Raw genomic sequence first — 24,825 nt, forward strand, 5'->3', positions numbered from 1 at the left:
TCTTTCGGCGTATCCGACCGGCTTTCCCGCAGTGGGGCCCGCCGTTGTCGCGCCGGTTGCCGGTGGCTGTGGGGCTAGGTGGGCTGCCAGGACCGGTCGGGCGCAGGCACCTGGTAGAGCGCGGCCGCATTCTCGAAGAGCACCTTGCGACGGATCTCGTCGGGGTGGTCCCCCCAGGCCGCGTCGATCTTCTCGCGGACGTTGCCGTAGAGGCAGATCGGATGTGGGTAGTCGGTCTCGAAGAGCACCCGATCCACGCCGATCTCCTCGATCAGGTGGCGCGCGGCGAACTCCTCGAAGAAGGAGCACGCCCAGACCTGGTCGCGGAGGTACTCGCTCGGCTTGCGCGTGAACTCGGGCTTCTCGGAGGGCACGTCGGTGTAGCCGAAGCCGTGGTCGAGGGCTTCCTTCACGAACGGGATCCAACCGATGCCGCTCTCGACCGAGACGACCCGCAGCTGCGGGTTGCGCGGCAGGATTCCCGACATCGCGATGTCCATCATCTGAATCGCGTTGTGCAACAGCAGCGCCATCGATTGGGTGACCGTCGTGGCGCGAATCCCGTGGGTCGCGAACCGGGCCGGGTTGTTCAGGTCGTCGGCGATGTCGCCGCTGCCGATGTGGAGACTGATCGGCAGGTCGACGTCCTGGGCGGCCTTCCACAGCGGCTCCCAGTGCGCGTCGCCCAGCAGGGGCATGCCGAAGTCCTGGGGCGCCCCCGTGAACAAGATGGCGCGGTGGCCGAGTGCGTGGGCGCGGTGGATCTCGCGCACCGCCGCGGGCACGTCCCAGAAGGGCAGGGCCATCACCGGGATGAAGCGGCGCGGGTCGGGCTCGATCCACTCGATCAGCCAGTCGTTGTAGGCCTGGACGCACGCGATCATCAGGTCCGGATCCTGGAGGCCCAGGAAGCTCTCGCTGCCGAAGCCGCCGACGTTCGGGTAGAGGCCCATTGCCCAGATCCCGACTTCGTCCATGTACGCGAGTCGTGCCTTCGCGTCGTAGGCGGCCGGCGGGCACTCGTCGAGATTCTTCGGCATCGAGGGGAAGGGTTCGTCCCAGCCGCCGATGGCGGTCGCTCCGACGGGGATCGCACGCTCCGCCGTTCCGAAGCGCCACACGTCGACGCCTTCCTCGGTGCGGACCATGTGGGGGGCTTGGTCCCGGTACTTCGCCGGGAGACGCGAGGTCCAGACGTCACCGGGCTCGGTGATGTGGGTATCCGCGTCGATGAACCAATCGTCGTACTTCATGGCAGCTCCTTGGGCTGCCATTCTATTGGTTGAGCTGTTCCGAGGGCAATCGTATGCTGCGAGACGATCGATGGGAACGTCCTGGAGTATCCATGTCCCAACCGGTGATTCTCGAGGCGGCGATCAACGGCGTCACCACCGAAGAGAAGAATCCTCACGTCCCGATCCTGCCCGACGACGTCGTTCGCGACGCCCTCGCGTGCTTCGACGCGGGCGCATCCGTCGTCCACGCCCACAACCGCAACATCATGTGGGTTGGGCGGGAAGCCGCCGACGACTACCTCCTGGCGTGGCGCCGCATTCTGGCCGAGCGCCCGGACGTACTCTGGTACCCGACGGGGTCCTCGGGGTCCGACACCGCGTCGCTCTACGAGCACGTGCGCCTGATCGATGAAGAGGTCTCGCTGCCGATCTGCTTCGTCGATCCGGGGTCCACGAACATCGGGTTCCCGGGCCCTGATGGATTGCCGGCCGGCGTCGTCTACGCCAATGACTTCGAGCGTATCCGCGACGCCTTCAACCTGTGTCGCTCCCTCGAGATGGGACCCAGCCTGGCGATCTACGAGCCCGGCTGGCTGCAGACGGTGCTCGCCTACGTGCGGCGCGGCGCGATGCCCCCCGGTGCGATGGTGAAGCTCTACTTCGGGGGCGACTACGGACTGTTCGCGTCCGAGCCCGGTGTCACGTTCGGGCTTCCACCGAAGGAGTCGGCGCTCCTGGCCTATCTCGACATGCTCGAGGGCTGCTCCCTGCCATGGTCGGTGTCGGTGTGGGGCGGCGATCTCCTCCAGACACCGGTGGCGCGCCTCGCGCTCGAGCGGGGCGGGCATCTGCACGTCGGCCTCGAGGAGCACTTCGACCCGGATCGCAAACCGACGAATGTCGAGCTCGTCGAGGAGGCCGCAGCGCTATGCGCCGAGGTCGGGCGGCCCCTCGCGACCTGTGCAGAAGCGGCCGAGATCATGGGCCTGCCGCGCAAACCGGTCGTCCGCGCCTGACCGACGACGCCTGGGATCGTCGCTAGAGTCGCGCTCGAACCAGGAGGAAGCGCGCATGCGAAACGTGGTCGTCTGGGGCACGGGAAACGTCGGGCGACCCGCATTGCGCGCGGTGCTCTCCGACCCGCGTCTGCAGCTGGTGGGGTGTGTCGTCAGCGATCCCGCGAAGGAGGGCCGCGACGCCGGAGAACTCTGCGGTCTGCCGCCGGTCGGCGTGGCGGCGACGCGGGACACAGCGGTTGCGCGGGCGGCCGACGTCGATTGCGTGGTCTATGCCGCGACCGGAGACACCCGTCCGCTCGAAGCCCTCGAGGACGTGACCGGCTGCCTGCGGGCGGGAGCGAACGTGGTATCGACATCGCTCTACGGCCTGCTGTATCCGCCGGCGCTCGCGGGACCGATCGCCGACCAGTTCGCGGAGGCGTGCAAGGAAGGCAGCAGCTCGATCTTCGTCTCGGGGATCGACCCGGGCTGGGCTCTGGACGTGCTCCCGCTGCTCTTGAGCGGGGTGGTGGCCGACCTGCAAGAGGTGCGGTCCCAAGAGGTCTTCAACTACGCCCTCTACGACCAGCCCGACGTGGTGCGCAACGTGATCGGTTTCGGTGGGTCGATGGACGAGCTGCCCGCGATGCTCAACGAGTTCGCGTTGCGCTCGGTCTGGGAGCCGATGGTGCGAACGGTCGCGGACGGGCTCGGCGTGTCCCTCGACCGGGTCGAGACCGAAGTGGAGCGACGCCCCCTGGAACGCTCGATCGAGGTGTCGGGCATGGGTCGCTTCGAGGCCGGCACCCAGGGCGCATTCCGCTTCGAGGTGCGCGGCATCGTCGGGGAGGCCCCGAGGATCGTCGTCGAACACGTGACGCGGATCGACGATGCCTGCGCCCCCGAGTGGACCCAGTCGCCCGGCGGCCAGAGCATGCACCGGGTGCTGCTGCGCGGTCGTCCCTCGTTGACCGTCGATCTGCACTCCGAGGACCCGAGTGAGCCGGGCGCGGGAGCCGGGGGCAATGCGACCGCCGCGAACCGCGTGGTGCTCGCGATCCCCGACGTGTGCGCGGCGCCGCCCGGACCGCTCGGCGTGCTCGACCTGCCGACACCGCGCGCAGCGGTGCGCTGGTAGCCCGCCGGCCGTCCTGCACCAGCATCGGGTCACCAGGTCGACTTCAGACGCTCGTCGCGAAGAGCCCCGGCGTGCGGTCAGGGCGGATCGTGTAGTCGGGAAACAGCCGATCCGCGTCTCGACTTCCCAGATGGACGTCGAGGGCCTCGGCGAAGACGTCGCGGTAGTCGGTGGTGATCTGCAGGTCGCGCCCGTCGTAGAGATCATCGTCGGACAGTCCCGGCCAGGAGTCGTCGCGCAGGTGCACCCGCCCACCAGCGACGCCACCTCCGAGCGCCAGCATCAGACCGCCGTGACCGTGCTCCGTTCCGCCGCCATCGTTCTCGTCCGCAGTGCGGCCGAACTCGGTCATCGCGAGGAGGGCCGTGCGGTCTCGATCGCTGCCGAGGTCGGCGTCGAAGGCCGCCAGCGCGGCCGCCAGGTCCGCGGTGAGGCCGCTGAGCCTCGGGGTTTCATTCGAGTGGGTGTCCCAACCGCCGGTGTTGACAGTGACGATGCGCACGCCGATGTCCGCCTTCACGAGGGCGGCCGCGTCGCGCAGGGCGCGGCCGAGGCTCGAGTTGGGGTAGGGCGCCGTGGTGCTCGCTTCGACAGAGGCCACCGTGTCGATGGCAGACAGCGCCTCGGCGAAGCCCCGCTTCACCGCTTGCTCGGGCAGGGCGGCGTAGCGCTGCTCGAGGGCGGCACTGACCACTTCGGGGTACTGGCCCCGGATCCGGAACCGATCGATGGAAGGGAAGGCCAGGGCGGGAGCCGGTCCCACGATCGACACGTCCTTGGCGTTCCCCAGCGTGATACCGGCGAGGGCCTGCCCGCCGGCTTCGGCGGCGAGGTAGCGGTTCAGCCAGCCGGTGGAGACCGTCTTGTCGCCGGGGACCCCGCGCTCCATGAAGTCCTGAGCGTCGAAGTGGGAGCGGGTGGGGGATGGACTCCCACTGGCATGCAGGAGGGCCAGGCGTCCGCCGGTGTAGAGCGGCGTAAGCGCAGCGAGCCCCGGGTGGAGGCCGAAGAAGCCGTCGAGGTCGATGAGCTGGCCCTCCGGGATCGCGAGGGTCGGTCGCCGCGCGTAATAGTCGGCGTCACCGGCCGGGACACACAGATTCAAGCCGTCCGCTGCACCGCGTAGGAAGAGGGTCACGAGGACGCGGTCGGTCCCGGCCGCGCGCCCGAGGCGGGGGAGCAGCAGGGCGCCCCCCGTGGCCACGGCTCCCTGTAGGAACGCACGACGGCTCCAGCCGCGACGGCTCATGCGACGGTCTTTGCGATGGGTCTCTCGTGTTCCAGGCATGATCATCTCCTTCAATGAAGCAGGAATTCGGGGCTCGAGAGCAGAAAGGCGGCGGCTTGTTCGACCCGCTGGTCGACGGGGCGCGTGCGGAGCGCGTGCGTCACCCCGATCGCGCCGCTCCGCGTGGCGGCGGAGACGCCTTCGGGGAACCAGCGCGCGATGAGCGCGTCCACGATCTCGAAGCCGTTCGCTCCGTCGTCGATGCCAAAGGCTGGTGCGTAGCCGTCGCGCCCGCGGGCGGCGCGCTCGATCTGGTTGAGGGTGGTGACGAGACCACCGGGGCTCGCCCAGGCTCCCGAAGTGTCGGGGTAGCCGGTCGGGGGGCGCGCACGGAAGGGGCTCTCGCCGAGCTCGGCGATCTGGTCTTCCACGGTGTCGGCGATGGCGTCGACCGGCGCATCGAGGCGTCGGGCGAGGCTCGCTACGAGCACGGCAGGTCGCTTGACCTTCGAACCGCGAAACCTGGGGGTGTCGAGGAACTCGGGAGAGCCGAGCAGTACGCGCATCACAGCACGGAGATCGCCTTCGGTGGCCAGGTAGCGGTTCGCCAGCTCGCCCACCAGACGCTCGGGGGCCGATTCGTCGACGAAGCGCACCACGAGCTTGCGTGCCAGAAAGCGCGCCGTCTCGGGACGCCGAGCGAGGTGCTCGAGCAGGCGTTCCCCCCCGGAGAGCCCTTCGCCCGCGTCGATCGGGAAGCCGAGCGGTGCTTTGGAGGCGTCGTCGTGACGGTCGCTCCGGAAGCGGAAGCCATCCGGTTGGCTCTGATCGAGGGTCCAGCCGGTGAGCGTGCGCGCCACCTCCTCGATGTCAGCCTGGGTGTAGCCCGAGTCGACACCCATGGTGTGGAGTTCGAGCAGCTCTCGGGAGTAGTTCTCGTTCAATCCGCCGTCGCGATTGAAGCGGTTGTCGAGGTACTCGAGCATGGCTGCCGAGCGCGCCGTGGCGATCAACATGTCCGAGAAGCGACCGAGCACGTGGGGGCGGATCGCATCGCGTTCGAAGGGAACGACGGTGCGCCGCAGGTTTCCGCCGCCCGCGAAGACGCTGAAATGGTTGAACCAGAAGTCGACGAGCTGCTCCTCGAGCTGTCGTCGCGACGAGAGCATGCGAAGGATACGGGCTTCGGTGAGCTCCTCGCGTGGGGTGGCGTCGTCGAAGCGCGCCCGCAGGGTGGGGACGTCCATCGTCAGGCTGGCGAGCCGCGCGAGACGGGCGCCGAGCGCAGGGTCGGCGAGGCTCCCCGGTGCCAGTTGGGCCTCGATGAACGCGGTGACTCCCAGGGCTTCGATCTCCTGGCGCGTCGCGGCATTCGCTCCGTAGGTCAGCCGCGCGAGCACGTGTTCCGCCTGGGAAGGGGCGGGCGGAGGCGCTGCGCAGGGAGGGCGTCCCGCACAGGCGAGGCCCGAGGGGCCCGGGCGCCCGGTGCTCGAGTACTGCTCGATGAAATGGCCGAAATCGACGCCGTCGACTGTGGCCGAGCCGTCGGCATCGGCATCGAGCGCATACGCGGCGTCGCGTTCGCTCATCCCGAAGCTCTCGAGGAAGCGAAGGAAGTCGCGCCCGTCGACGCGGCCGTTCGCGTCCAGGTCGGCGTCGCAGCGGTTCCCGAAGCCGTCCAGGTCGGTGTCGAGCTGGGAGGGGTTCGGGGTGTCCAGGCAATTGTCGTCCGGGTCGCAGACCCCGTCTTGGTCGACATCGGGCCCGCTCGGACACGCCAGCGCCGGCGGTGCCGCGAACATGCAGACGAGGACCAGCGCAGAGTACCCGAGCGTCGCGCTGCGAAGATCGAAGGAGGGAAATCGGAGCATCGCGGACCTCTCCCCCAAGGTCCGCGCTGGCACTCTCGGGTTCGGACCCGTCGTCGAGCGGTGACGCCGGTCACCGAACCCCGCCGGTCGCGAAAAATCTCGATCCGCGAAGGCACGCCGAACGGAGATGTAACGAAGTCGTCCGAGCGACCGACTCTTCGGGAGAGCGATGTCTGCCTGCAGGTGCGTCGCGGTAGACTGGCCCCGTTGCAGCCGGGAGGAGTTCCGTGCCGATTCGTCGCCCAGGCCTTGCCCACCTCTGCGCCGTTCTGATGATGCTGGGGGCGGGATCCTCCGCGTGGGCGGTTCCGCTCGCGGTGACGAACCCTGGCTTCGAGGATCTGTATCTCGCGGGCAATCTGCCCGCCCAGTACATGGGCGACGTGCCGGGAGGCGCGTTCCCGACGGGTGGTCCTCCGACGGGTTGGGACGCCTTCACGCCGGCGGGAGCGCCTGGCCTCGTCGGGGTCCTGAATCCTGCGCAGCCGCCCGTGGCGACCTGCTTTCCGGCCGGCGCACCCGAGGGCGACAACGTGCTCCTGCTCTACCAGAGCGGCGGTGCCGGCGGGAACCCGTACGGGGTGCGCCAGATCCTCGTGGACGAACTCCAGCCCAACACGCGCTACACGCTGACCGTCGAGGTCGGCAACATCGCGTCCTGCGCCGGACTGGTCAGCCCGTACACCGGGTTCTTCGACCTCGAAGGGTTCCCGGGCTACCAGGTGCAACTGCTCGCCGGTGGCAGTCTGCTCGAGGAGGACGACAACACGCTCTTCGCCGAGCTGCTGCCCGCCGAGGGCGAGTTCCGGACCAGCCAGATCGTCTACGAGAGCGGTGACACGGTGACGCCCGGGCAGGCGCTCGAGATCCGGCTGATCAGTCTCAACCAGGCGACCGCGGCCCCGGGGCAGGACGGCGTGGAGGTCGATTTCGATCAGATCGTGCTCGAGGCCACGCCGCTGCTGGCGGTGCCGAGCGTCCATCCGGCCTGGCTCACCGCGGTCCTGGGGGTCGCCGGCGTCGCAGCCCAGCGGCGTCGCAGCCTTCGCGGTAGGCGCTAGAGCGACTCGAGCTCGCTCGCGACGACTACCTGATTGCGTCCGCGCGCCTTCGCCTCGTAGAGCGCGCGGTCCGCGGCGGCGATCACGGTCTCGAAGTCGGGGATGTGGGGGTTCCAGGCGGCGACCCCGATGCTGAGCGTGACCGAGACGGATTGCCCCTGTCCCGAATCGATCTGCAGCTCCTCGACCGCGGCGCGCAGCCGTTCGGCGAAGATGAGCGCACCCGGCGCGTCGTTGTTCGTGAGGACGGCCAGGAACTCCTCGCCGCCGTAGCGTCCGCCGCAGTCCGTGGCGCGGACGCGCTCGCCGATCACGCCCGCGACCCGACGCAGGACCTCGTCCCCGACCAGGTGTCCGAACTGATCGTTCACGCGCTTGAAGTGGTCGATGTCGATCATCACGACCGCGAACGAGAGCTGGTGGCGCCGCGAGCGATTGAACTCGGCAGCGAGCGTCTGGTCGAGGAATCGGCGGTTCGGCAGGCCGGTCAACGGGTCGGTCGACGAGAGGCGCTCGAGCTCCCGGTTCTTCTCGATCAACTCCTTCTGGGCCGTCACGAGCTTGAGGTTCAGGGCGATCCGCGCGATCAGATCCTCGGGCTGAAAGGGCTTGCCGATCACGTCGGCGGCACCGCGGCGCAGCAAGCGTGCGCGCCGGGCGGCGTCGGTCACGCTGGTCAAGACGATCACGGGCACCAGCGCGCCGTCGTCTCGCTCGGCGTTGGCGCGCACGAGCTTCTCGCCGTCGAGGAGCGGCATCACGAGATCGCAGAGCACGAGATCGACGGGCTCGGAGAGCAGGCGTTGGAGCCCGGTCACGCCGTTGTCGGCCTCGAGGATGCGGTCGAAGAGCTCGGACTCCTCCAGCGCCTTGCGGATCTCGGTGCGCTGACGATCCGAGTCCTCGATCAGCAGAATCGTGGACATGACGGCTTCCAACCCAAGGGAGCTCCGGTACCGGTGCAAGGGGCTTCGGAAATGGGGGTACGACAGTCCTGCATCGGCAGGATGCGTTCCGGACCGAAGCGGCTTGGGCGTCCGCGCCACAATCTGGTGTGGGCAACGCTCGGCCGTGCGCAACCGGGCGCCGAAGCGCCCAGGCTGGGAGCTCTTTCCGAGTGCGGTCGGGGATCAGTGGGCCAGCAGGTCCTTCGCGATCGCGCGGATCTGGATCTCGTCCGTGCCCGCGTAGATCTGCAGGACCTTCGCGTCCCGGGCGAGCTGCTCCACGACGTACTCGGCCATGTAGCCGTTGCCGCCGTGCACCTGCACCGCCTCCATCGCCACCTCGACCGCCGCCCGCGCGGCGTAGAGCTTCATGGCCGACGCCTCGGCGAAGGTCATCGACTTGCCATGGGCATTGAGCTCGATGGTGCGGAACACCAGGTTCTGGAGGTTCATCCGCGCGACTTCCATCCGCGCGAGCTTGTCCTGGATGAGCTGGTACTCGCCGATCGGCCGTTCGAACTGCACCCGCTCGCGCGCGTACTTGAGCGAGAGCTCGAGGCAGCGGTCGACCATGCCCAGGGCCATGGCGGCGACCCCCGAGCGCTCGGTCTGGAAGGTGTCCTTTGCGCCCTCGCGTCCGCCGCCCTTCTTCGAGAGCGCGGCCTCGCCCCCGAGCAGCCGGTCCATGCCGACGCGAACGTCCTGGAGGAAGAGTTCGCCGGTGGGGGAGGAGTGCATGCCCATCTTCTTCAGGGGCGGGGTCTGCTCGAAGCCGGGCATGCCGCGGTCGAGCACGAAGTTCAGGATCTTGCGGTCTCGCGGGTCCACGTCGGGCTCGTCGAGCTTGCAGATGAACACCGTCGTGTCGGCGTGGGGCCCGTTCGTGATGAAGGTCTTCGATCCGTTCAGGACGAACTCGTCGCCTTCGCGCCGGGCCGACGAGCGCATGCCGCCGAAGGCGTCGGAGCCCGAGCCGGGCTCGGTGATCGCCCAGGCTCCGATTTTGTCGAGGGTCAGCAGGTCGAGGGCCCAGCGCTTCTTCTGCTCGACGTTGCCCTTCGAGAGGATCGCGCTGGCGGTCAGACCGACGCTCACACCCATGGCGGTGACCATGCCCGGGCAGTAGCGACAGAGTTCGATGATCGGGATCAGCGTGGCGGCCGCCTGGTCGGCCTTCGCCGCGACGTCGACCGGGGCCTTCTTCTTGTCGGAGCTGCCTCCGCCGCCCAGTTGCTTCTCGAAGCGGCTGCGTGCCATCTCGTCCATGCCGAACGCGCCGTACATCTTGCGCAGGATGTCATAGGGCGGGAGGTCGCCGTGCTCGAGGGCCTCGACGTTCGGCGCGATCTCGTCCTCGACGAAACGCCGCACCGCGTCCCGGATCATCAGCTGCGATTCGCTCCACTCGATCATGACGACTCCCATTCCGCCCGAGACTCGGGCACCTCCGACAGGATGTCGGAGAGATTCGATTGCAGATGCAGCAGCAGGCGCGCGAGGCGCTGGCGCTCGCTGCGGGGCACACCCGATCGCAGCTGCTTGCGCAGCACGCGATCGATCTCGTGGATCTGGTGTACGAGGTCCTTGCCGGCGGGTTGGATCGCGACTCGCCACACGCGTCGGTCTTCGGCGTCGGGCTGGCGCTCGACGCAGCCGCGTTTCTCCAGGTCGTCCACCACCGAGCCCGTCGCGGCCCGGCCCAGACCCAGACCCTCGGCGAGTTGGGTCTGGGTCAACGGGCCGGACTCGTTGAGGTAGGAGAGCAGGCTGGCCTTCGAGAGGTTCAACCCGAGGCACGCAAAGCGACGGTCGTACGCCTGGCGGATCGCCCGGGCGGTGGCCATCAGCGTGCCTTCGACGCGCTGCCAGGGCGGCGCGTCCAACTCGTGCTTCGAACTCGACATGGGTGGGGGCGTCTCGCCGGTTGGCGTCGGATCAGCCGCGGCGGAGCAGGGTGCCCGTGCCGAGGCCGCCACCGCAGCACATCGTGACGATGGCGTGCTCCTTGTTGGCGCGCTCGAGCTCGTGCACCGCCTTGGTCATCAGGACCGCGCCGGTACCGCCCAGCGGGTGCCCCAGGGCGATCGCGCCGCCGTTCGGGTTCACCGTCGCCATGTCGGGCTTCAGCTCCTTCTCCCAGGCGAGCACCACCGAGGCGAACGCCTCGTTGATCTCGACGACGTCGATGTCGCTCATCTGCATGCCCTGGTCGCTGAGCAGCTTCTGGGTGGCGTAGATCGGGCCGGTGAGCATCAGCACCGGGTCCGAGCCGACCAGGCAGGTGTCGACGATCGTCGCCTTCGGCGTGACGCCCAGGGCCTCGGCCTTCTCACGGGTCATCAGCAGCACCGCCGCGGCGCCGTCCGAGATCTGGGAGGAAGTACCCGCCGTGTGCACGCCCTCGGGCAGGTTCGTCTTCAGGCCGCCCAGGGCTTCGAGGGTGGTCTCGCGCAGACCCTCGTCCCGCTCGACCCGGTGGGTGGTGCCGAGGGGCTTGCCGTCGTCGCCGAGGTCCGGCGCGTCGATCGGCAGGATCTGCGAAGCGAACCGGTTGTCGTCCCACGCCTCCGCGGCGCGGTCCTGGGACAGCTTGCCGAAGGCGTCGATGTCCTGGCGCGTCAGGCCCCACTGCTTGGCGATGCGCTCGGCACCCTCGAACTGGGACGTGAACTCGTAGTTCGCCCAGTAGGCCTTGGTGACCGGCTTGCCGACGCTCGGCTCCTTGGGGATCGTGGCACCCATCGGCACGCGACTCATGATCTCGACACCGCAGCCCACCGCGCAATCGACGACGCCGCCCGCCACCAGGGCGTAGGCGAGGTTGGTGGCCTGTTGCGAGGAACCGCACTGGGCATCGACCGTGGTCGCAGCGGCCTCGAGGGGGAGGTTCGCGGTGAGCCACGCGTTGCGCGTGACGTTCATCGTCTGCATCCCGACCTGGCCGACGCAGCCGCCGACCACCTGGCCGACTTCCTTGGGGTCGACGCCGCTGCGGTCGAACAGGGCCTTCTGCACCTGGGCGAGGACTTCGGTCGAGTGGGTGGTGGACAAACCGCCCCGGCGCTTGCCGAGGGGAGAGCGGACGGCTTCGACGATCACGACTTCGGTCATGGGGACACTCCTTGGTGGATGGACGTCAACGGGCCGAGATTCTAGGTCGTCATATTGTATGAGGCCATACATTATGGCTCCGGCGAGGAGATCCCGGCCGGGCCGGCTTCGGGGGCGGGGCCCGACGCACGCGAATCGGCACCGCGCTCCGTTCGACCGCCGAACGGGGGGCCCGCCCAGGAGCACGACCAGGGGGAATGGCGGCTGGTGGGAGCCGCGGCCCGATCGCGCGAGCCCCGTGGGGGAACGAAGCGCGGTGCCGAAGAGCGCGGGAGCGGCCGGAGATCCGAGCTGCCGAGCTCTTGATGGTTGTGTGCCGGCAAGGGCCGGGCGCGTCACAGGAAATCGCCCGCGTCCGGGTGACCGAAAGCTCGGCGGGCTCATTTTCCCGTGAGTAGACTGGGTGCCCCCTCGGCCCCGGCGCGCCGCGTTCGCCGGGAATCGATGGGCACGCAAAGCAGGGAAGGATTGGAATGCGTTGGCGCAAGGGCGAGCGGAGCCGGAACCTCGAGGACCGAAGGGCCCAGACCGGGCGCGGGCGGGGTCGGTCTCCGTTCGGCCGCGGTGGTTCGCCGGTCCGGCTGCCGCTTCCGACCGGGCGCGGCGGCAAGATGAGCATCTGGTCCCTCTTGCTGATGCTCGGCGTGATGTGGTTCCTCGGAATCAACCCGCTGAGCCTGCTCACCGGTGGCGGGCTCGGGGGTGGCCTCGGCGGCGGAACGCAGGTGGGCGTCGATCCCTTCGGCGGCGGGGCAGACGTCGCGGCGGGTGCGCCGTTCCGCGCCTCACCGCAAGAGGAAGAGCTCGTCGACTTCGTCTCGTTCACGCTCGACGATCTGCAGTCGACCTGGGTGCGATTGCTGCCCGGCTACCGCGATGCGCGCCTCGTGCTCTTCCGGGGAGCGACGCGCTCCGCCTGCGGTACGGGGCAGCGCGAGATGGGGCCCTTCTATTGTCCCGGGGACCAGAAGGTGTACATCGACTTGTCCTTCTATCAGGACCTGCGCACCCGCTTCGGGGCCCCCGGCGACTTCGCCCAGGCCTACGTCCTGGCCCACGAGATCGGCCACCACATCCAGAAGCTCACCGGGATCGAGGAGCGCGTGCGCAGTCAGCAGCGCGCGAGCCGGAGCGAGGCGAACCGGTTGTCGGTGGCGATGGAGCTGCAGGCGGATTGCCTGGCCGGTGTCTGGGGCCACGACGCAGCGAAGCGCGGGATTCTCGAGCCGGGTGACGTGGAAGAGGGGCTCCGCGCCGCGGCGGCGATCGGGGACGATCGCATCCAGGAGATGTCGGGGGGCGGCGTCCATCCCGAGTCCTTCACCCACGGCAGCTCGGCCCAGCGCACCGAGTGGCTGCGCCGCGGGCTGGAGCGCGGGGATCCGAACGCCTGCGACACCTTCGGCCGGCGCTAGCCCGCAGCTCGTGTCGGTTCTCGGTGTGAGCCCCTAACGCACTGATCTGTAAGCGGATCAGTCGCGATCGTTCGGCGCCGGGAAAGCGCTCCCGCGCGGTGACGTCCGCGCCTCGGCTTGCATTGGGGAGGTGAGGTGTGGAGTGTGCGCGCGGGGCGGCGCTCGTCGCCCCGGTGAACACCGGCGCGTGCCGGCGCGCACCCGGTTTCCGAACCCCAATCACAAGGTGGACCCATGCGTTTCGAAAACCCCCGGCAGGCGTGCCGGGGCTCTCGCGGTGTCGGGATCGTCCTGGCGCTGTCCCTGTCCTGGTTCGTGGTGTCGGCGGCTCACGCCGAGGACATCGTCGTCGTGAAGGGCGACTCCCTGCGCGGCACCGTCGTCGATCTCACCCCGGCGGGTGCCGTCTTCGAGCCGATCCACGGCGCGGGCTCCATCGTGATTCCCTGGGCCGACATCGAGTCGATCCAGTCGTCGACCGAGTTCGGGATCCTCTACGGAGACGACGGCGAAGCGCAGGGCCAGCTGCTCGACGTGTTGGACGACGGCAATTCGCTCCTGATCGGAACCGAAGGAGGCGCCGCCCAGCGGATCGAACCGGGCACCCTGTTCCGGACCTTCCGGGACGGCGCGGTGAACGCGACGCTGATGGACCGACTGCGCAGCACCTTCCGCTACTGGGAAGCCTCCTTCGATGCGGGTGCGGCCTACAACTCGAGCGCGACCGAGACGGTCCTCGGCACGACCGGGCTGCGGCTCTTCCGGGAGAAGGGGCCAACGCGCTTCCTGCTCGAGGGGTCGGGCCGCTACGGCAATCAGAAGAGCCGTGGTGAGGAGCGCTCGGTCACCGAGAACGTCGTGATTGGCTTCCTGCGCGGAGAGTACGACTTCACGGATCGCCTCTACGGCTATGCCTCCCTGCGCGGCACCCACGACGCGATTCAGCATCTCGCCCTGCGCGGTGAGCCGCGCGCCGGTGCCGGTGCGCACATCGTCCGCAGCGACCGCTTCAACTTCTCCGCGGACGTCGGTGGCGCCTGGATCTACGAGCAGTTCTTCGGCACCGAGCCGATCGATGGCCTGCCGCCGCTGAAGCGGAACCGCGGGCGCAACAACTACTGGACCATTGCGTTCGGTGCCCAGGCCGATGCGCAGCTTCCCTTCGGCACCATCTGGCGGGGCCGGGCCGAGTACCTGCCGGCCGTCGACGACTGGGAGCGCGACTACCTGATTCGTGCCGAGACGTCCCTCGAGTTCCCGCTCCTCGAATGGCTCGCCTTCCGGGTGGCGCTGATCGACGAGTACGACAACACCCCGGCCGAAGGCGCCCGGCGCAACCGGGTCACGACCACGGCAGCGCTCTCGCTCCGCTTCCCTTAGGCGTGTCGCAGCCCTGGGGGCGGGGCTCCCGCCCCCGGCGCTGCGATCCCCGTCACATTCCGTCCGCGAGGCTCCGCCGCTAGAAGGCTCGGAGGCAGCGACGGAGGTGACCGATGGGCGACAACGTCCGGGAACGGGAACCGCTGGCGACCGAGCCGGCGACGGGCTTCGAGCGCTACGCAGTCACGCTGATCGTCGTGTCCGGGGACGTCCCCGGCGACGAACACGGGATCCTGCGGCCTCGCTGGGTGATCGGTTCGGGGGAGGGCGCCGACGCGGTCTTCGACGACCCGACGATGGTCGCTGCACACGCGGCGGTCGAGTTCCATCGCGGCGGGTTCCGGCTCGTAGCGCTGGCGCCCGCGGAGGCGCCGGTGGGCTGCAACGGGCAGAGCGTGACCCAGCAAGAGCTGCGTCACGGGGACCGCATCGCAGTCGGCAATCACGTCCTGCAGATCCTGATCGAGAAACCGGACGCGGCCCCGATCTACCGGATCGATGGGTAGGGCGCGCGCGTCGGGCGCCGACCCACGCGGACTAGCGTCGCGCGACTTTGCGCGGGCCGGCCTGGACCGGCGCCGGCTGCTGCCAGGGGTCGAAGCGGGTCTGGCGGGCGGTGACGATGTAGCGCTGTGGCGCATCCCCGACGAAGTAGAAGGGGTAACACGTCACCAGGGTGAGCGTCGGTTCGTCGGTCGGGGCCAACACGTCCACCCGGTCCGGGGTGACGATGTCGATCTGTGCGACCTCGTAGTGGGTCACGCCGCCGAGCGTGGTCAACGAGAGCGCGTCGCCGGCCTCGAGATGGCGGAGTCCGCGGAAGTAACCGTCTCGATGTCCGGCGATGCCCAGATTGCCGTCCTCGCCGAGGCGGGCGGTGCCTTCGATGCGTCCGACCGCGCGGTCGAGGGTCGTCTCGTCGGTGCCGTCGAGCACCATCACCGAGACGTCGGCCGCCGGGATCTCGAGCCGACCGAGTGCTTCGACCGCGGCCTCGCGGGACGCTTCGTAGCGCTCGATCCGGCCGGGCGACCAGTCGCGGAAGTCGGGCGCTTCGCGGTGCAGCGCCTGCTGGCGCGCTAGGGCCGAATCGAAGGCTTCCCGGGTGGCGGTCTGGGTGTGCTGGGCCTGGGCGCACGCCGCGACGTAGAGCGCGGTGCACACCAGGCCGCCCACCCCGAGCACCCACTCGAGGCCGCGCAAACCGGCCCGGAGCACCCGGCGCGGGGCGCCGGGCGTTCGGGGACGATGCGTGGATGACGCCGGGTTCATCCGAACCTCGCGTTCGCGGAGTCGCCGCAGGGGGCGGTCCTAGCCGAGGAAGCGGCGGCGGGCCCAGTGCACCACGACGGCGCCGGCCAGACCGAGGGCACCGGCGAAGCCAACGGCCGGCAGCGAGCTGGCGGTCTTCGGCAGCTCGATCGGCGCGGGCTCGGGCTCTTCCACCGGCTCCGGCGGCGGAGGCGGTGCGGGAGCCGGCTCGGCGACCGGCGGCGGCGGGGCCGGCTCGGGCTCGGGCGTGCTCGCGCACGCGCCGAGGAACAGGGCCATCACGATGAAGAGACAGATGCGCTTCATGAAATCCTCACATCGGGGGGGACAGTGGGGCGAAGCATGACATACCCACGGGGGTCCTGCAGGCCCTCGAATGGGTGGATTCCTACTCGTCTCGGCGCGGACGCTGGGGGGGCGATCCAGGGCGGCCGGGCCGGGTGGAGGCGGTGTCTCGGCGTTGGCGCCACTCTGCGAGGCGGTCGGCGACCGGGCCCTCCGCGCCATACCGGGTGGGCTCGTAGAAGCGGCGGCCCGCCAGCCCGTCCGGGAGGTTGTCTCGTGGCACGAAGGTGTCCGGGGCGTCGTGGGGGTAGGCGTATTCCTTCCCGTAGCCCAGGCCGCGCATCAGACCGGTGGGGGCGTTCCGCAGGTGCAGGGGGACGGGGAGCGAACCCGATGCCTCCACCGCTTCGAGGGCCCGGCCGAGTGCCCTGTAGGCCGCGTTGCTCTTCGGCGCGCAGGCCAGATGGGTGACGGCCTGGGCGAGGGGGATGCGTCCTTCGGGCATGCCGATGCGCTCGACCGCCTGGTACGCCGCCATCGCGACCCCGAGCGCCGAGGGGTCGGCGTTGCCGACGTCCTCGGAAGCGAAGATCACCAGTCGGCGGGCGAGGAAGAGCGCGTCGTCGCCGGCGGCGATCCAGCGGGCGGCGTAGTAGAGCGCGGCGTCGGGATCACTGGCCCGCAGGCTCTTGATGAACGCCGAGGCGAGGTTGTAGTGCTCTTCCCGATCGCGGTCGTGGAGCAGGGTGGGGCGTCCGGCCGCTTCGCGGAGTGAGGCGAGGGCGAGGGTCCGGCTGCCCGGCTCGCGCTGGTGATGGATGGAGGTCGCTGCTTCGAGGAGACCGAGGGCGCGGCGGGCGTCGCCGTCGGCCGCGTGGGCGATCGCCGTGCGCACCTCGTCGGGCAGCTCCCAGCCGGGCAGCCCATGGCTCTCGTGGACCGCACGTTCGAGCAGGTCCTCGAGGTCGGCGATCTCGAGTCGTTCGAGAACGAAGACGCGGCAGCGGGACAACAGCGGCGCGATCACCTCGAAGGACGGGTTCTCGGTGGTGGCGCCGATCAACGTCACCAGTCCCTGCTCGACGTGGGGCAGGAGCGCGTCCTGCTGCGCGCGGTTCAGTCGATGGATCTCGTCCAGGAAGAGCACGGTCCTCCGCGCGGAGCGCCGTGCCTTCTGGACGGTCTCCCGGATCTCCTTCACGCCGGCGACCACCGCCGATAGCGACTCGAAGCCCGCGCCCGAGCCGCCGGCGAGCAGTCGCGCGAGCGTGGTCTTGCCACAGCCCGGCGGCCCCCAGAGCAAGAGCGAGGGCAGTCGTCCGCCGTCGGCCAGGGCCCGCAACGCGGCACCCGGGGCCAGCAGCTCGCGCTGCCCCACGACCTCGTCGAGGCTGCGGGGTCGCATGCGCTCGGCCAAGGGAGCATGGGGGGACGGAGGCGAGGGCGCTCGACGCGGCTCGCGCGGGAAGAGCTCGAGCGAGTCGTCGGAGGGCATGCGGCCAGCGTAGCAACGTGTGATCCTCCCTCCGTGCCCTACGCGTCGGTCGGAATCTGCGTCAAGCCGGACCAACCCCAGGTCGCTAAGCGCGTCGCGGAGCTCCAAGGCTGGCTGTCGGCGCGCGGGATTGGCGTCGCCCTCGATACCGAGGCCGCACGCTGGATGGACGAAGACGGGCTCGATCTCGAAACCCTCGCCTCGCGGGTCGACCTGCTGATCGTGCTCGGTGGCGACGGCACCATCCTCGCCGCCGCCCGCGCGATCGGAGATCGCGGCGTGCCGCTGCTGGGGGTGAACCTCGGGACGCTGGGCTTCCTCGCCGAGATCTCGAGCGAGGAGCTCTTCGACGCCCTGGAGCAGACCCTCGACGGACGCCTGGTGGTCGCGCCGCGCATGCGTTTCGAGGTCAAGGTCGAGCGGGGCGGCGAAGTGCTCGCGCGCTACCTCGCGCTCAACGACGCCGTCATCGGCAAGAGCGCGCTCTCGCGCATGATCGACCTCGAGACGCGGGCCGACGGCGCCTACGTCACTACCTATCACGCCGACGGTCTGATCGTGGCGACGCCCACCGGCTCGTCGGCCTACTCGCTTTCGGCCGGCGGTCCGCTGCTGTTGCCCGATGGCGAGTCGATCGTCCTCACGCCGATCTGTCCGCATACGCTCACCCAGCGTCCGTTGGTGCTGCCGAACAGCTGCCAGGTCGAGATTCACGTCGACGACATGCGGGGCGGCGAAGTGCATCTGACCGTCGACGGTCAGGTCGGGCTCCAACTCGAAGAGCGCGACCGGGTGTCGGTCGTGCGGTCGGCCTACCCCGTGCGTTTGCTCGTCCCGCCCGGGCGCAATCGCTTTGCCGTGATGCGCGAGAAGCTCCGTTGGGGGGAGCGTTGATCGAGACCCTCCGCATCGAGGAGCTGGCCATCGTCGAGGCGGCGGCCCTCGAGTTCGCGCCCGGGCTCAACGTGCTCACCGGCGAGACCGGAGCCGGCAAGTCGATCGTGCTCGGCGCGCTGGCGCTCCTGGCCGGAGGGCGGGGCACCTCGAAATCGATTCGCGAGGGGGCCGACCAGGCCGTCGTCGAGGCCGTGTTTCGCACCGAAGCACTCCCCGACCTCGAAGCCGAACTTGCCGAGCGCGGCTTCGAGGGCGACGCGCACGAGCTGATCGCGCGTCGCGTGCTCGCGCGCAGCGGGCGCAGCCGTGCATGGCTCGCCGGCCAGCTCGCACCGGTGGCCGCGCTCTCGGAGATCTTCACGGGGCGCCTCGAGATCTCGAGCCAGCACCACTCCCAGTCGCTGCTGCGCACCGAACGCCACGGACAGTTGCTCGACGCGTGGGCTGGACTCGGTGGTGCGCGTCAGGCGATCAGCGAGCAGGTTGCCCGTCTGCGCGAGATCGCGGACGAAGTGCAGCGCTTGCGCGAGGAGACCCGCGAGCGCGAACAGCGCCGCGACTTCCTCTCCTTCCAGGTCAAGGAGATCGACGAGGCGAAGCTCGACCCTTCCGAGGTCGACGGCCTGCTCGGGCTGCGCGGGCGCCTCGCCCACGCCGACCGGCTGGGCCGCGAGGCGGGCGGTGCCCTCGCGCGGTTGATCGGCGACGCCCAGGATCCGTCGGTCGCCGGCGCGGCCGATCAGCTGCAGGAGGCCCGCCGCACCCTCGCCGAGCTCGCCGACCTCGATCCGGGCCTGGCGCCGATCGTCGAGGGCCTGGCCGCCGCCGGCGCGGAAGTGCGGGAGTGGGCGAGCGATCTCGAGCGTCGCCTCGACGGACTCGAAGCCGATCCGGCGCGGCTCTCCCAGATCGAGGGGCGCCTCCACCAGATCGAGCAGCTGCAGCGGAAATACGGAGCCGACGTCTCGGCAGTTCTCGCCCACCGCGACGAAGCGGCGCGCGAGCTGGCATTGGCAGAGGGCGCCGACGAACGGATCGATGCGCTCGAGGCGGAAGCCGCAACCCGGCGCGACCAGCTCACCGCAGATGCCGCGAAGCTCTCGAAGAAGCGGGCGACGGCGGCGAAGAAGCTCGTGCGGGCGGTCGAGCCGCTGCTGCGCGAGCTGGCCATGCCCGAAGCCCAGTTCGGGGTGGCCCTCGAGCCGGCCCAGCCGCCCGAGGGACTGCCCTGCGGACCCGGGGGCGTCGAGGTGCCGGCCTTCCAGATCTCGGCAAACCGGGGCGAGCCCCTCCACCCGCTCCGCCAGGTCGCGAGCGGGGGTGAGCTCTCGCGGGTGTTCCTGGCCCTGAAGCAGGCTCTCCGTGAGGAGGGCGCCGGGATGGTGCTGGTCTTCGACGAGGTCGACGCGGGCATTGGCGGCGAGGCGGCCGAGCGGGTGGGGCAACAGCTCGGCGAGCTGGCCGCCCACCACCAGGTCCTCTGCATCACGCACCTGCCCCAGATCGCCGCCTACGCGGACCGGCACTTCCGGGTCCGCAAGCAGGCGGCAGGGAAGCGGACGGGCGTGCGCATCGACGTCGTCGAAGGCGACGATCGGGTCGCGGAAATCGCCCGGATGGCGGGCGGCGCCCGCCCCGGCAAGGCGGCCCGCGAGTACGCCGCCGAGCTCCTCGAGACCCGCGGGGACCGCTAGCTCCCTCGGCTTCTCAAGCGGGGCTTCGCCCGCACCGATGAAGACCGGGAGAGTCGCGTGCCCCCTGCACTTGTGTCGGGGATCACGTCTCGGAAGCGAGGACCCGACGATGAGTACGACGGGCGTCATCCACGAGAAGGAACCGGCGGGTCCGGTGCCCCCGGGTGGCGTCGTCCGCGTACTGCGGGGCTTCTACGAGGGACTCGAGATGTCGGTGGATCGGGACTGGATGGTCATTGGACGGGGGCGCGGTGCGGACATCGTGATCGCCGAGCCGACCATGTCCCGCGCGCATGCGGCCATCGGCTTCGATGGCGACCGCTTCTTCGTGCAGGACCTGGGCAGTACGAACGGGACCCGCGTGAACGGAAGCCGCGAACAGAAATCGACGCTCAAGAGCGGTGACGAAGTGCAGCTCGGCAAGCTCGCTCTCGAAGTGAGTCTGCCGTGCTGATGCGGAGAACGGGCTGATGGACACTTTTTCGCTGATCGTAGTTTCGGACGAGACCTCGCCGGTCCGCCGTTTCGAGCTGAAGAAGGTCTGGCTCAAGCAGGCCGCGGTCGGCACGGCCGTCTTCCTGGTGGCCGTGCTCGCGCTGTCCGTGGACTACGTCCGGATGCGCATCGACAACTCCGAGCTCGCGGCACTGCGGATCGAGACGGAAGAGCGACGCACCCAGGTCGGTGCGTTCGAGGATCGCCTCAAGGCGGTGGACGGCCGGTTGGCCGCGCTCACCGAACTCGAGCGCAAGGTCCGGATCATCGCGAACCTGCCTGGCTCCACCGCGAGCGGTGGCGGTGAGGTGCGCGCGCTCGAAGAGGGACCCGGCGGTCAGGGAGGCCTCGAAGAGGCCGTTCCGGCTGGTGCGGGCGACAACTCGGGCTCACGACTCCCGACGATTCCCGCCGACGCCGATGTGCCCGAGCGCGTCAGTCTGCTCGGCAACGCCGCCGAGTACCTGGGCGTGATCGCCGAGGGGCAGGCCGCGAGCCTCGAGGAGCTGGTGAAAGGGCTCGAGGGCAAGCAGGACTTCCTGGCGTCCTCGCCGTCCGTCTGGCCGGCCGAGGGCTGGCTGACCTCGGGCTACGGCTACCGGACGTCGCCGTTCACGAAGAAGAAGCAGTTCCACTCGGGCATCGACATCGCCGGTGCGCCGGGCACGCCGATCATCGCGCCGGCGCGGGGCAAGGTCGTGTTCTCGGGCAACAAGGGCCCGCTGGGCAAGAGCCTGACGATCGACCACGGCTACGGCGTCCGCACGATCTACGGCCACAACAAAGAGCTGTTCGTGAAGCGCGGCGACAAGGTCGAGCGAGGCGACAAGATCGCATCGCTCGGCAACAGCGGCCGCAGCACCGGGCCGCACCTCCACTACGTGGTGGAGGTCAACGGCAAGACCCGCAATCCGCTCGATTACATCTTCGACTAGCGGAAGCGCGGCGAAGAACCTCCGAGCGAGGCCTTCGCTGCTCGGGGCGGGCTAGGGCGTCGCCGGATCGCGCGCGGGCTGGCCCGCTTCGTAGCGCGTCAGGTGATCAGCGAAGACGGCGAGTACGTCGGGGGGAAGCCCGCGACCGCGCAGCTGGGTGACCACCTGTCGCTGGATGCGGATCGCGGCATCGAACTCACCGAGCTCCGCGTGGGCAGCCGCGAGGGTGTCGAGGTACTCCGGGCGGGCGCCGCCCGGATTGCGCGTGACCTGTTGGGCGAGGCGTAGGGCCCGCGTCGCGTCGCGCAGTTCGTCGACGGGACAGGTGGCGAGGAAGTAGGCGTACTCGTTGCGGGCCGCGTCGTGGTCGCAGCGCTCGACGCTCTCGGCCAGCGCTTCGCGCTGAGCGGCGAAGGCGCGCGTCGCGCGGAGCACCCGGGACACGTAGGCGATCTCGTACTCGCCGCAGGGATTCGCCGCATGGGCCACGCGGGCGTCCTCGGCCGCACCGACCAGGTCACCCGTGGCCTCGCGTGCCTCGACGCGCTTGAGCCGCAGGGCGGCGTCTTCGGGCGCCAGCGCGATGGCGCGGTCGACGAGCGGTAGGAGCTCGCCGTTGCGGCCCTGAAGGCGCAGCGCGTCGATCCAGCCGCGCAGCACCGGCAGCCCGTTCGGATAGCGCTCGCCGAGCTCGGCGTAGAGGGCTTCGGCGCGGGCGTAGTCGCGGTCGGTCTCGAGGGTCCGGTAGGCGATGCCCAGTTGCTCGAAGTCGGCGAGGACGCCGTTCGGATCGGGCCCGACCGGATCGAGGCTCTGGGCGGGCGCCGGCGCGGGTTCGGCGACGTAGCCCAGGGCCGCGAGTCGCGCGGCTTCCTCGGGGTCGAGGCCGACGGTCGCATCCGCGTCGGCCACCGGCGCTGCCCCGACCAGGGCTTCGAGCCGCTCGCGGAGCTCCTCGCGGGTTTCCGGGTGGGCCGCCGCAAGGTTCTCGAGCTCGCCTGGATCCTTTTTCAGATCATAGAGTTCGGGCGAAGTCTTGTGGATGTACTTCCAGGTTCCATCGCGCAGGGTCCAGAGCCGTGAGGCCCCGAAAGCGGTGTGGGCTTCCTGGGACTCGCCGTAGCCCAGCCGACCGGGCGCCACGGGTTCGGTGTCGGTGAAGAAGGGCTGCAGGGGGGCACCGCGTCCTGCGGCGGGCGACTCCAGCTCCGCCCAGGCCAGCGCCGTGGCCGGCAGGTCGATGGTCCGTACGAGCTCTCGCACGCGGCGGCCCGCCGGAAGCGACGGCGGCCCCCACAGAACCAGCGGCACGCGCATCGTCGTGTCGTAGACGAGGAGCGAGTGGGTCGGCTCGCCGTGGTCGCCCAGGCCCTCGCCATGATCGCTGGTCACCATCACCAGCGTGGTGTCGCGCAGACCCTGGGACTCGAGGGTCGCGATCACGCGCCCGACGGCGGCATCGGTGAACGCCACCTCTGCGTGATAGGGCACGCCGGGAAACTTCGCGGCGAAGCGCGGCGGCGCGTCGTAGGGCGCGTGGGGATCGTAGAAGTGCAGCCACAGGAAGAACGGGTCATCGCGGCGCGCTTCGAGGAAGCGCACCGCGTGGCGGGCGATGTCGTCGGCGTCTCGTTCGTCGACGGTATGGCCGCTCCGCGCGCCGGCCGCATGTCGTTGCTTGTGTGCGACATCGCTGGCGTTGGGGTCGCGGTACCCGGTGAAGCCCTGGGCCAGGCCCTTGCGGCGTTCCATCACCAGGATCGCGATCTCGGCCTGGGTCACGTGGCCCGCCCCCTGGAGCGCCTCGGCCAGCGTGGTGTGGGACGCGGCGAGCTGGTAGCCGCTGTTGGCGCGGACCCCATGACCGAAGGGGTGGAGGCCGGTGAGCATCGAGGCGTGGGAGGGCAGGGTGCTCGGCGAGGAAGTCGTCACCTGCTCGAAGACGACGCCCTCTCGGGCCAGGCGGTCGAGGGTGGGGGTCGGGCTGGGATCGGCACCGTAGGCACCCACGGCGTCGGTCCGCAGGGTGTCCACGGTGATCCAGAGGAGATTGCGGTAGTTCGGGTTGCGCGCCGTCTCGCGCGCGTCGCTTGCGGAGAGCTCGTCCGGTGCGGTCGGAGCCGGGCTGCCATCGCACGCGAGCGCAGCGAGCAGCCCGGCGACAGCGACCCGGTGCAGGCGTCCGCGCCCCTGTAGCGGGGCCTTCCCCTCGTGGATCGCCGCGGCGTCGTGCATGGGGCCGAGAAGTAGCAGAAAGCGGTCCACCCGAAGCCGTCGCACGCCGATGGGGACACCACGATTTCCGTTGTACGGGCGGGGGTTTGCCCGTCATTTGCAGCTTTCGTACACTCGCCGGCTGCCCGCTTCCTGGCAGCGAACGGACCATGGCCAACCTCTTCCAACGCGTCTTCGGCAGCCACAACGACCGCATCGTCAAGCGGATCGTCCCGCTCGCAGAGCAGGTCGGTGCGCTCGAGCCGGAGCTCACCAAGCTCCGCGACTCCGATCTGCGCGCGCGCACCGGTGCGTTCCGGCAGCGACTCGAGCAGGGCGAGCCCCTCGACGATCTCCTGCCCGAGGCCTTCGCCACCGTGCGCGAAGCCGCGAAGCGCTCGCTGGGGCAGCGCCACTATGACGTCCAGTTGATCGGCGGCGTGGTGCTCCACCGCGGCGGCATCGCCGAGATGCGCACCGGCGAGGGGAAGACGCTGGTCTCGACCTTGCCCGCCTATCTGAACGCGCTGGCGGGCAGCGTGCACGTCGTCACCGTGAACGACTACCTCGCGCGGCGCGATGCGGAATGGATGGGCGAGGTGCACCGCTTCCTCGGCCTCGACGTGGGCGTGATCCTTCACGACATGACCGATGTGGAGCGCCGCGCAGCGTACGGCGCCGACATCACCTACGTCACCAACAACGAACTCGGCTTCGACTACCTGCGCGACAACATGAAGTTCACCAACGCGCAGCAGGTTCAGGGGCCGCTCGACTTCGCGATCATCGACGAGGTCGACTCGATCCTGATCGACGAGGCGCGGACGCCGCTCATCATCTCCGGACCTTCGGAGCAGAACACCCAGCTCTACGCCCTGGTCGACCGGGTGGTTCCGAAGCTCGATCAAGGCGAGAAGGGCGAGGCGGCGAAGGCGATCGAAGAGACCGGCGACTTCTGGTGGCCTCAACAATTCAGTTTGGGTCCCCTCTTTCTTTTTACCTACCATTGGGTCCCATTTGAGAGCTGTCACTGAGGGCACTTTCATGTGTGATGTGGATGTTGGTGACATGTTCTTGAACTTCATGATGCACCCTGATCTTAGAGTGCTGTGTGGAGTTGACCTCACCCCCTACAACATTGATTTATCCACCCT

At 69.6% G+C, this 24,825-nt stretch carries 21 protein-coding genes and 1 pseudogene; 11 read left to right on the plus strand and 11 right to left on the minus strand.

The annotated features are described in order from the left end of the window. Nucleotides 1-74: 74 nt before the first annotated feature. On the minus strand, nt 75-1,253 hold the full coding sequence (locus AAF430_16525) for an amidohydrolase family protein (protein ID MEM7411838.1): 1,179 nt from the start codon (nt 1,251-1,253) through the stop codon (nt 75-77). 92 nt (nt 1,254-1,345) lie between these two features. Between AAF430_16525 and AAF430_16530 the strand changes: the two genes are divergently transcribed. Both AAF430_16530 and AAF430_16535 read left to right on the plus strand, forming a co-directional pair. Beyond that, nucleotides 1,346-2,251 (plus strand): 3-keto-5-aminohexanoate cleavage protein, encoded by a 906-nt coding sequence (locus AAF430_16530; protein ID MEM7411839.1) that lies wholly within the window; start codon nt 1,346-1,348, stop codon nt 2,249-2,251. Between the two features lie 55 nt (nt 2,252-2,306). Next, nucleotides 2,307-3,371, plus strand: coding sequence for a dihydrodipicolinate reductase (locus AAF430_16535; GenBank protein ID MEM7411840.1), 1,065 nt, complete (start codon nt 2,307-2,309; stop codon nt 3,369-3,371). Nucleotides 3,372-3,414: 43 nt separating this feature from the next. Here the strand turns inward: AAF430_16535 and AAF430_16540 are convergent, their stop codons facing one another. Further along, on the minus strand, nt 3,415-4,659 hold the full coding sequence (locus tag AAF430_16540; GenBank protein ID MEM7411841.1) for a DUF1501 domain-containing protein: 1,245 nt from the start codon (nt 4,657-4,659) through the stop codon (nt 3,415-3,417). An 11-nt stretch (nt 4,660-4,670) separates the two neighbouring features. Continuing rightward, a complete protein-coding gene (locus tag AAF430_16545) occupies nt 4,671-6,470 on the minus strand; it encodes a DUF1800 domain-containing protein (GenBank protein ID MEM7411842.1) in 1,800 nt (599 codons plus the stop codon). A gap of 227 nt (nt 6,471-6,697) precedes the next feature. Between AAF430_16545 and AAF430_16550 the strand changes: the two genes are divergently transcribed. Then, nucleotides 6,698-7,531 carry a hypothetical protein gene (locus tag AAF430_16550; GenBank protein ID MEM7411843.1) on the plus strand — a complete coding sequence of 278 codons (834 nt, stop codon included), beginning with the start codon at nt 6,698-6,700 and terminating at the stop codon, nt 7,529-7,531. Here the strand turns inward: AAF430_16550 and AAF430_16555 are convergent. The 4 genes from AAF430_16555 to AAF430_16570 form a co-directional block, all read right to left on the minus strand. Then, nucleotides 7,528-8,457, minus strand: a complete 930-nt coding sequence (locus tag AAF430_16555) for a diguanylate cyclase (GenBank protein MEM7411844.1) — start codon at nt 8,455-8,457, stop codon at nt 7,528-7,530. The genes AAF430_16550 and AAF430_16555 overlap by 4 nt on opposite strands. A 204-nt stretch (nt 8,458-8,661) precedes the next feature. Beyond that, nucleotides 8,662-9,891 carry an acyl-CoA dehydrogenase family protein gene (locus AAF430_16560; protein MEM7411845.1) on the minus strand — a complete coding sequence of 410 codons (1,230 nt, stop codon included), beginning with the start codon at nt 9,889-9,891 and terminating at the stop codon, nt 8,662-8,664. Beyond that, the gene (locus tag AAF430_16565; GenBank protein MEM7411846.1) at nt 9,888-10,382 is read right to left on the minus strand and encodes a MarR family transcriptional regulator; all 495 of its coding nucleotides are present in this window, start codon (nt 10,380-10,382) and stop codon (nt 9,888-9,890) included. The genes AAF430_16560 and AAF430_16565 overlap by 4 nt, the downstream gene beginning before the upstream one ends. A 31-nt stretch (nt 10,383-10,413) precedes the next feature. After that, complete coding sequence (locus AAF430_16570) at nt 10,414-11,589, minus strand: steroid 3-ketoacyl-CoA thiolase (GenBank protein ID MEM7411847.1); 1,176 nt, start codon at nt 11,587-11,589, stop codon at nt 10,414-10,416. 473 nt (nt 11,590-12,062) lie between these two features. On the opposite strand from AAF430_16570, the gene AAF430_16575 reads away from it, so the two are divergent. From AAF430_16575 to AAF430_16585, 3 genes are all read left to right on the plus strand, one after another. Beyond that, on the plus strand, nt 12,063-13,004 hold the full coding sequence (locus AAF430_16575) for a neutral zinc metallopeptidase (protein ID MEM7411848.1): 942 nt from the start codon (nt 12,063-12,065) through the stop codon (nt 13,002-13,004). Nucleotides 13,005-13,238: 234 nt separating this feature from the next. Further along, the gene (locus tag AAF430_16580) at nt 13,239-14,384 is read left to right on the plus strand and encodes a DUF481 domain-containing protein (GenBank protein MEM7411849.1); all 1,146 of its coding nucleotides are present in this window, start codon (nt 13,239-13,241) and stop codon (nt 14,382-14,384) included. A gap of 113 nt (nt 14,385-14,497) precedes the next feature. Continuing rightward, nucleotides 14,498-14,890, plus strand: a complete 393-nt coding sequence (locus AAF430_16585; GenBank protein MEM7411850.1) for an FHA domain-containing protein — start codon at nt 14,498-14,500, stop codon at nt 14,888-14,890. 31 nt (nt 14,891-14,921) lie between these two features. On the opposite strand, the gene AAF430_16590 is transcribed toward AAF430_16585, so the two are convergent. From AAF430_16590 to AAF430_16600, 3 genes are all read right to left on the minus strand, one after another. Next, the gene (locus AAF430_16590; GenBank protein ID MEM7411851.1) at nt 14,922-15,656 is read right to left on the minus strand and encodes a class D sortase; all 735 of its coding nucleotides are present in this window, start codon (nt 15,654-15,656) and stop codon (nt 14,922-14,924) included. A 39-nt stretch (nt 15,657-15,695) separates the two neighbouring features. Further along, nucleotides 15,696-15,962 (minus strand): LPXTG cell wall anchor domain-containing protein, encoded by a 267-nt coding sequence (locus AAF430_16595; protein MEM7411852.1) that lies wholly within the window; start codon nt 15,960-15,962, stop codon nt 15,696-15,698. A gap of 82 nt (nt 15,963-16,044) precedes the next feature. Further along, on the minus strand, nt 16,045-17,436 hold the full coding sequence (locus AAF430_16600; protein ID MEM7411853.1) for a replication-associated recombination protein A: 1,392 nt from the start codon (nt 17,434-17,436) through the stop codon (nt 16,045-16,047). Between the two features lie 33 nt (nt 17,437-17,469). Here AAF430_16600 and AAF430_16605 point away from each other — a divergent pair, with 33 nt between their 5' ends. The 4 genes from AAF430_16605 to AAF430_16620 all read left to right on the plus strand — a co-directional run bounded on the left by AAF430_16605 (nt 17,470) and on the right by AAF430_16620 (nt 21,457). Beyond that, complete coding sequence (locus AAF430_16605) at nt 17,470-18,330, plus strand: NAD(+)/NADH kinase (protein ID MEM7411854.1); 861 nt, start codon at nt 17,470-17,472, stop codon at nt 18,328-18,330. Next, on the plus strand, nt 18,327-20,027 hold the full coding sequence (gene recN, locus AAF430_16610) for a DNA repair protein RecN (GenBank protein MEM7411855.1): 1,701 nt from the start codon (nt 18,327-18,329) through the stop codon (nt 20,025-20,027). Before AAF430_16605 ends, recN begins: the two co-directional genes overlap by 4 nt. A 109-nt stretch (nt 20,028-20,136) precedes the next feature. After that, nucleotides 20,137-20,481 carry an FHA domain-containing protein gene (locus AAF430_16615; protein ID MEM7411856.1) on the plus strand — a complete coding sequence of 115 codons (345 nt, stop codon included), beginning with the start codon at nt 20,137-20,139 and terminating at the stop codon, nt 20,479-20,481. Between the two features lie 16 nt (nt 20,482-20,497). Next, nucleotides 20,498-21,457, plus strand: coding sequence for a M23 family metallopeptidase (locus tag AAF430_16620; GenBank protein ID MEM7411857.1), 960 nt, complete (start codon nt 20,498-20,500; stop codon nt 21,455-21,457). Between the two features lie 51 nt (nt 21,458-21,508). Here the strand turns inward: AAF430_16620 and AAF430_16625 are convergent, their stop codons facing one another. Further along, complete coding sequence (locus AAF430_16625) at nt 21,509-23,692, minus strand: sulfatase-like hydrolase/transferase (GenBank protein ID MEM7411858.1); 2,184 nt, start codon at nt 23,690-23,692, stop codon at nt 21,509-21,511. A 149-nt stretch (nt 23,693-23,841) separates the two neighbouring features. On the opposite strand from AAF430_16625, the pseudogene AAF430_16630 reads away from it, so the two are divergent. Beyond that, a pseudogene (locus tag AAF430_16630) lies at nt 23,842-24,603 on the plus strand (preprotein translocase subunit SecA). The last annotated feature ends 222 nt before the right edge of the window (nt 24,604-24,825 follow it).

This window comes from Myxococcota bacterium, from assembly GCA_039030075.1.
In the GTDB taxonomy this organism is placed as follows: Bacteria; Myxococcota_A; UBA9160; order UBA9160; family SMWR01; genus JAHEJV01.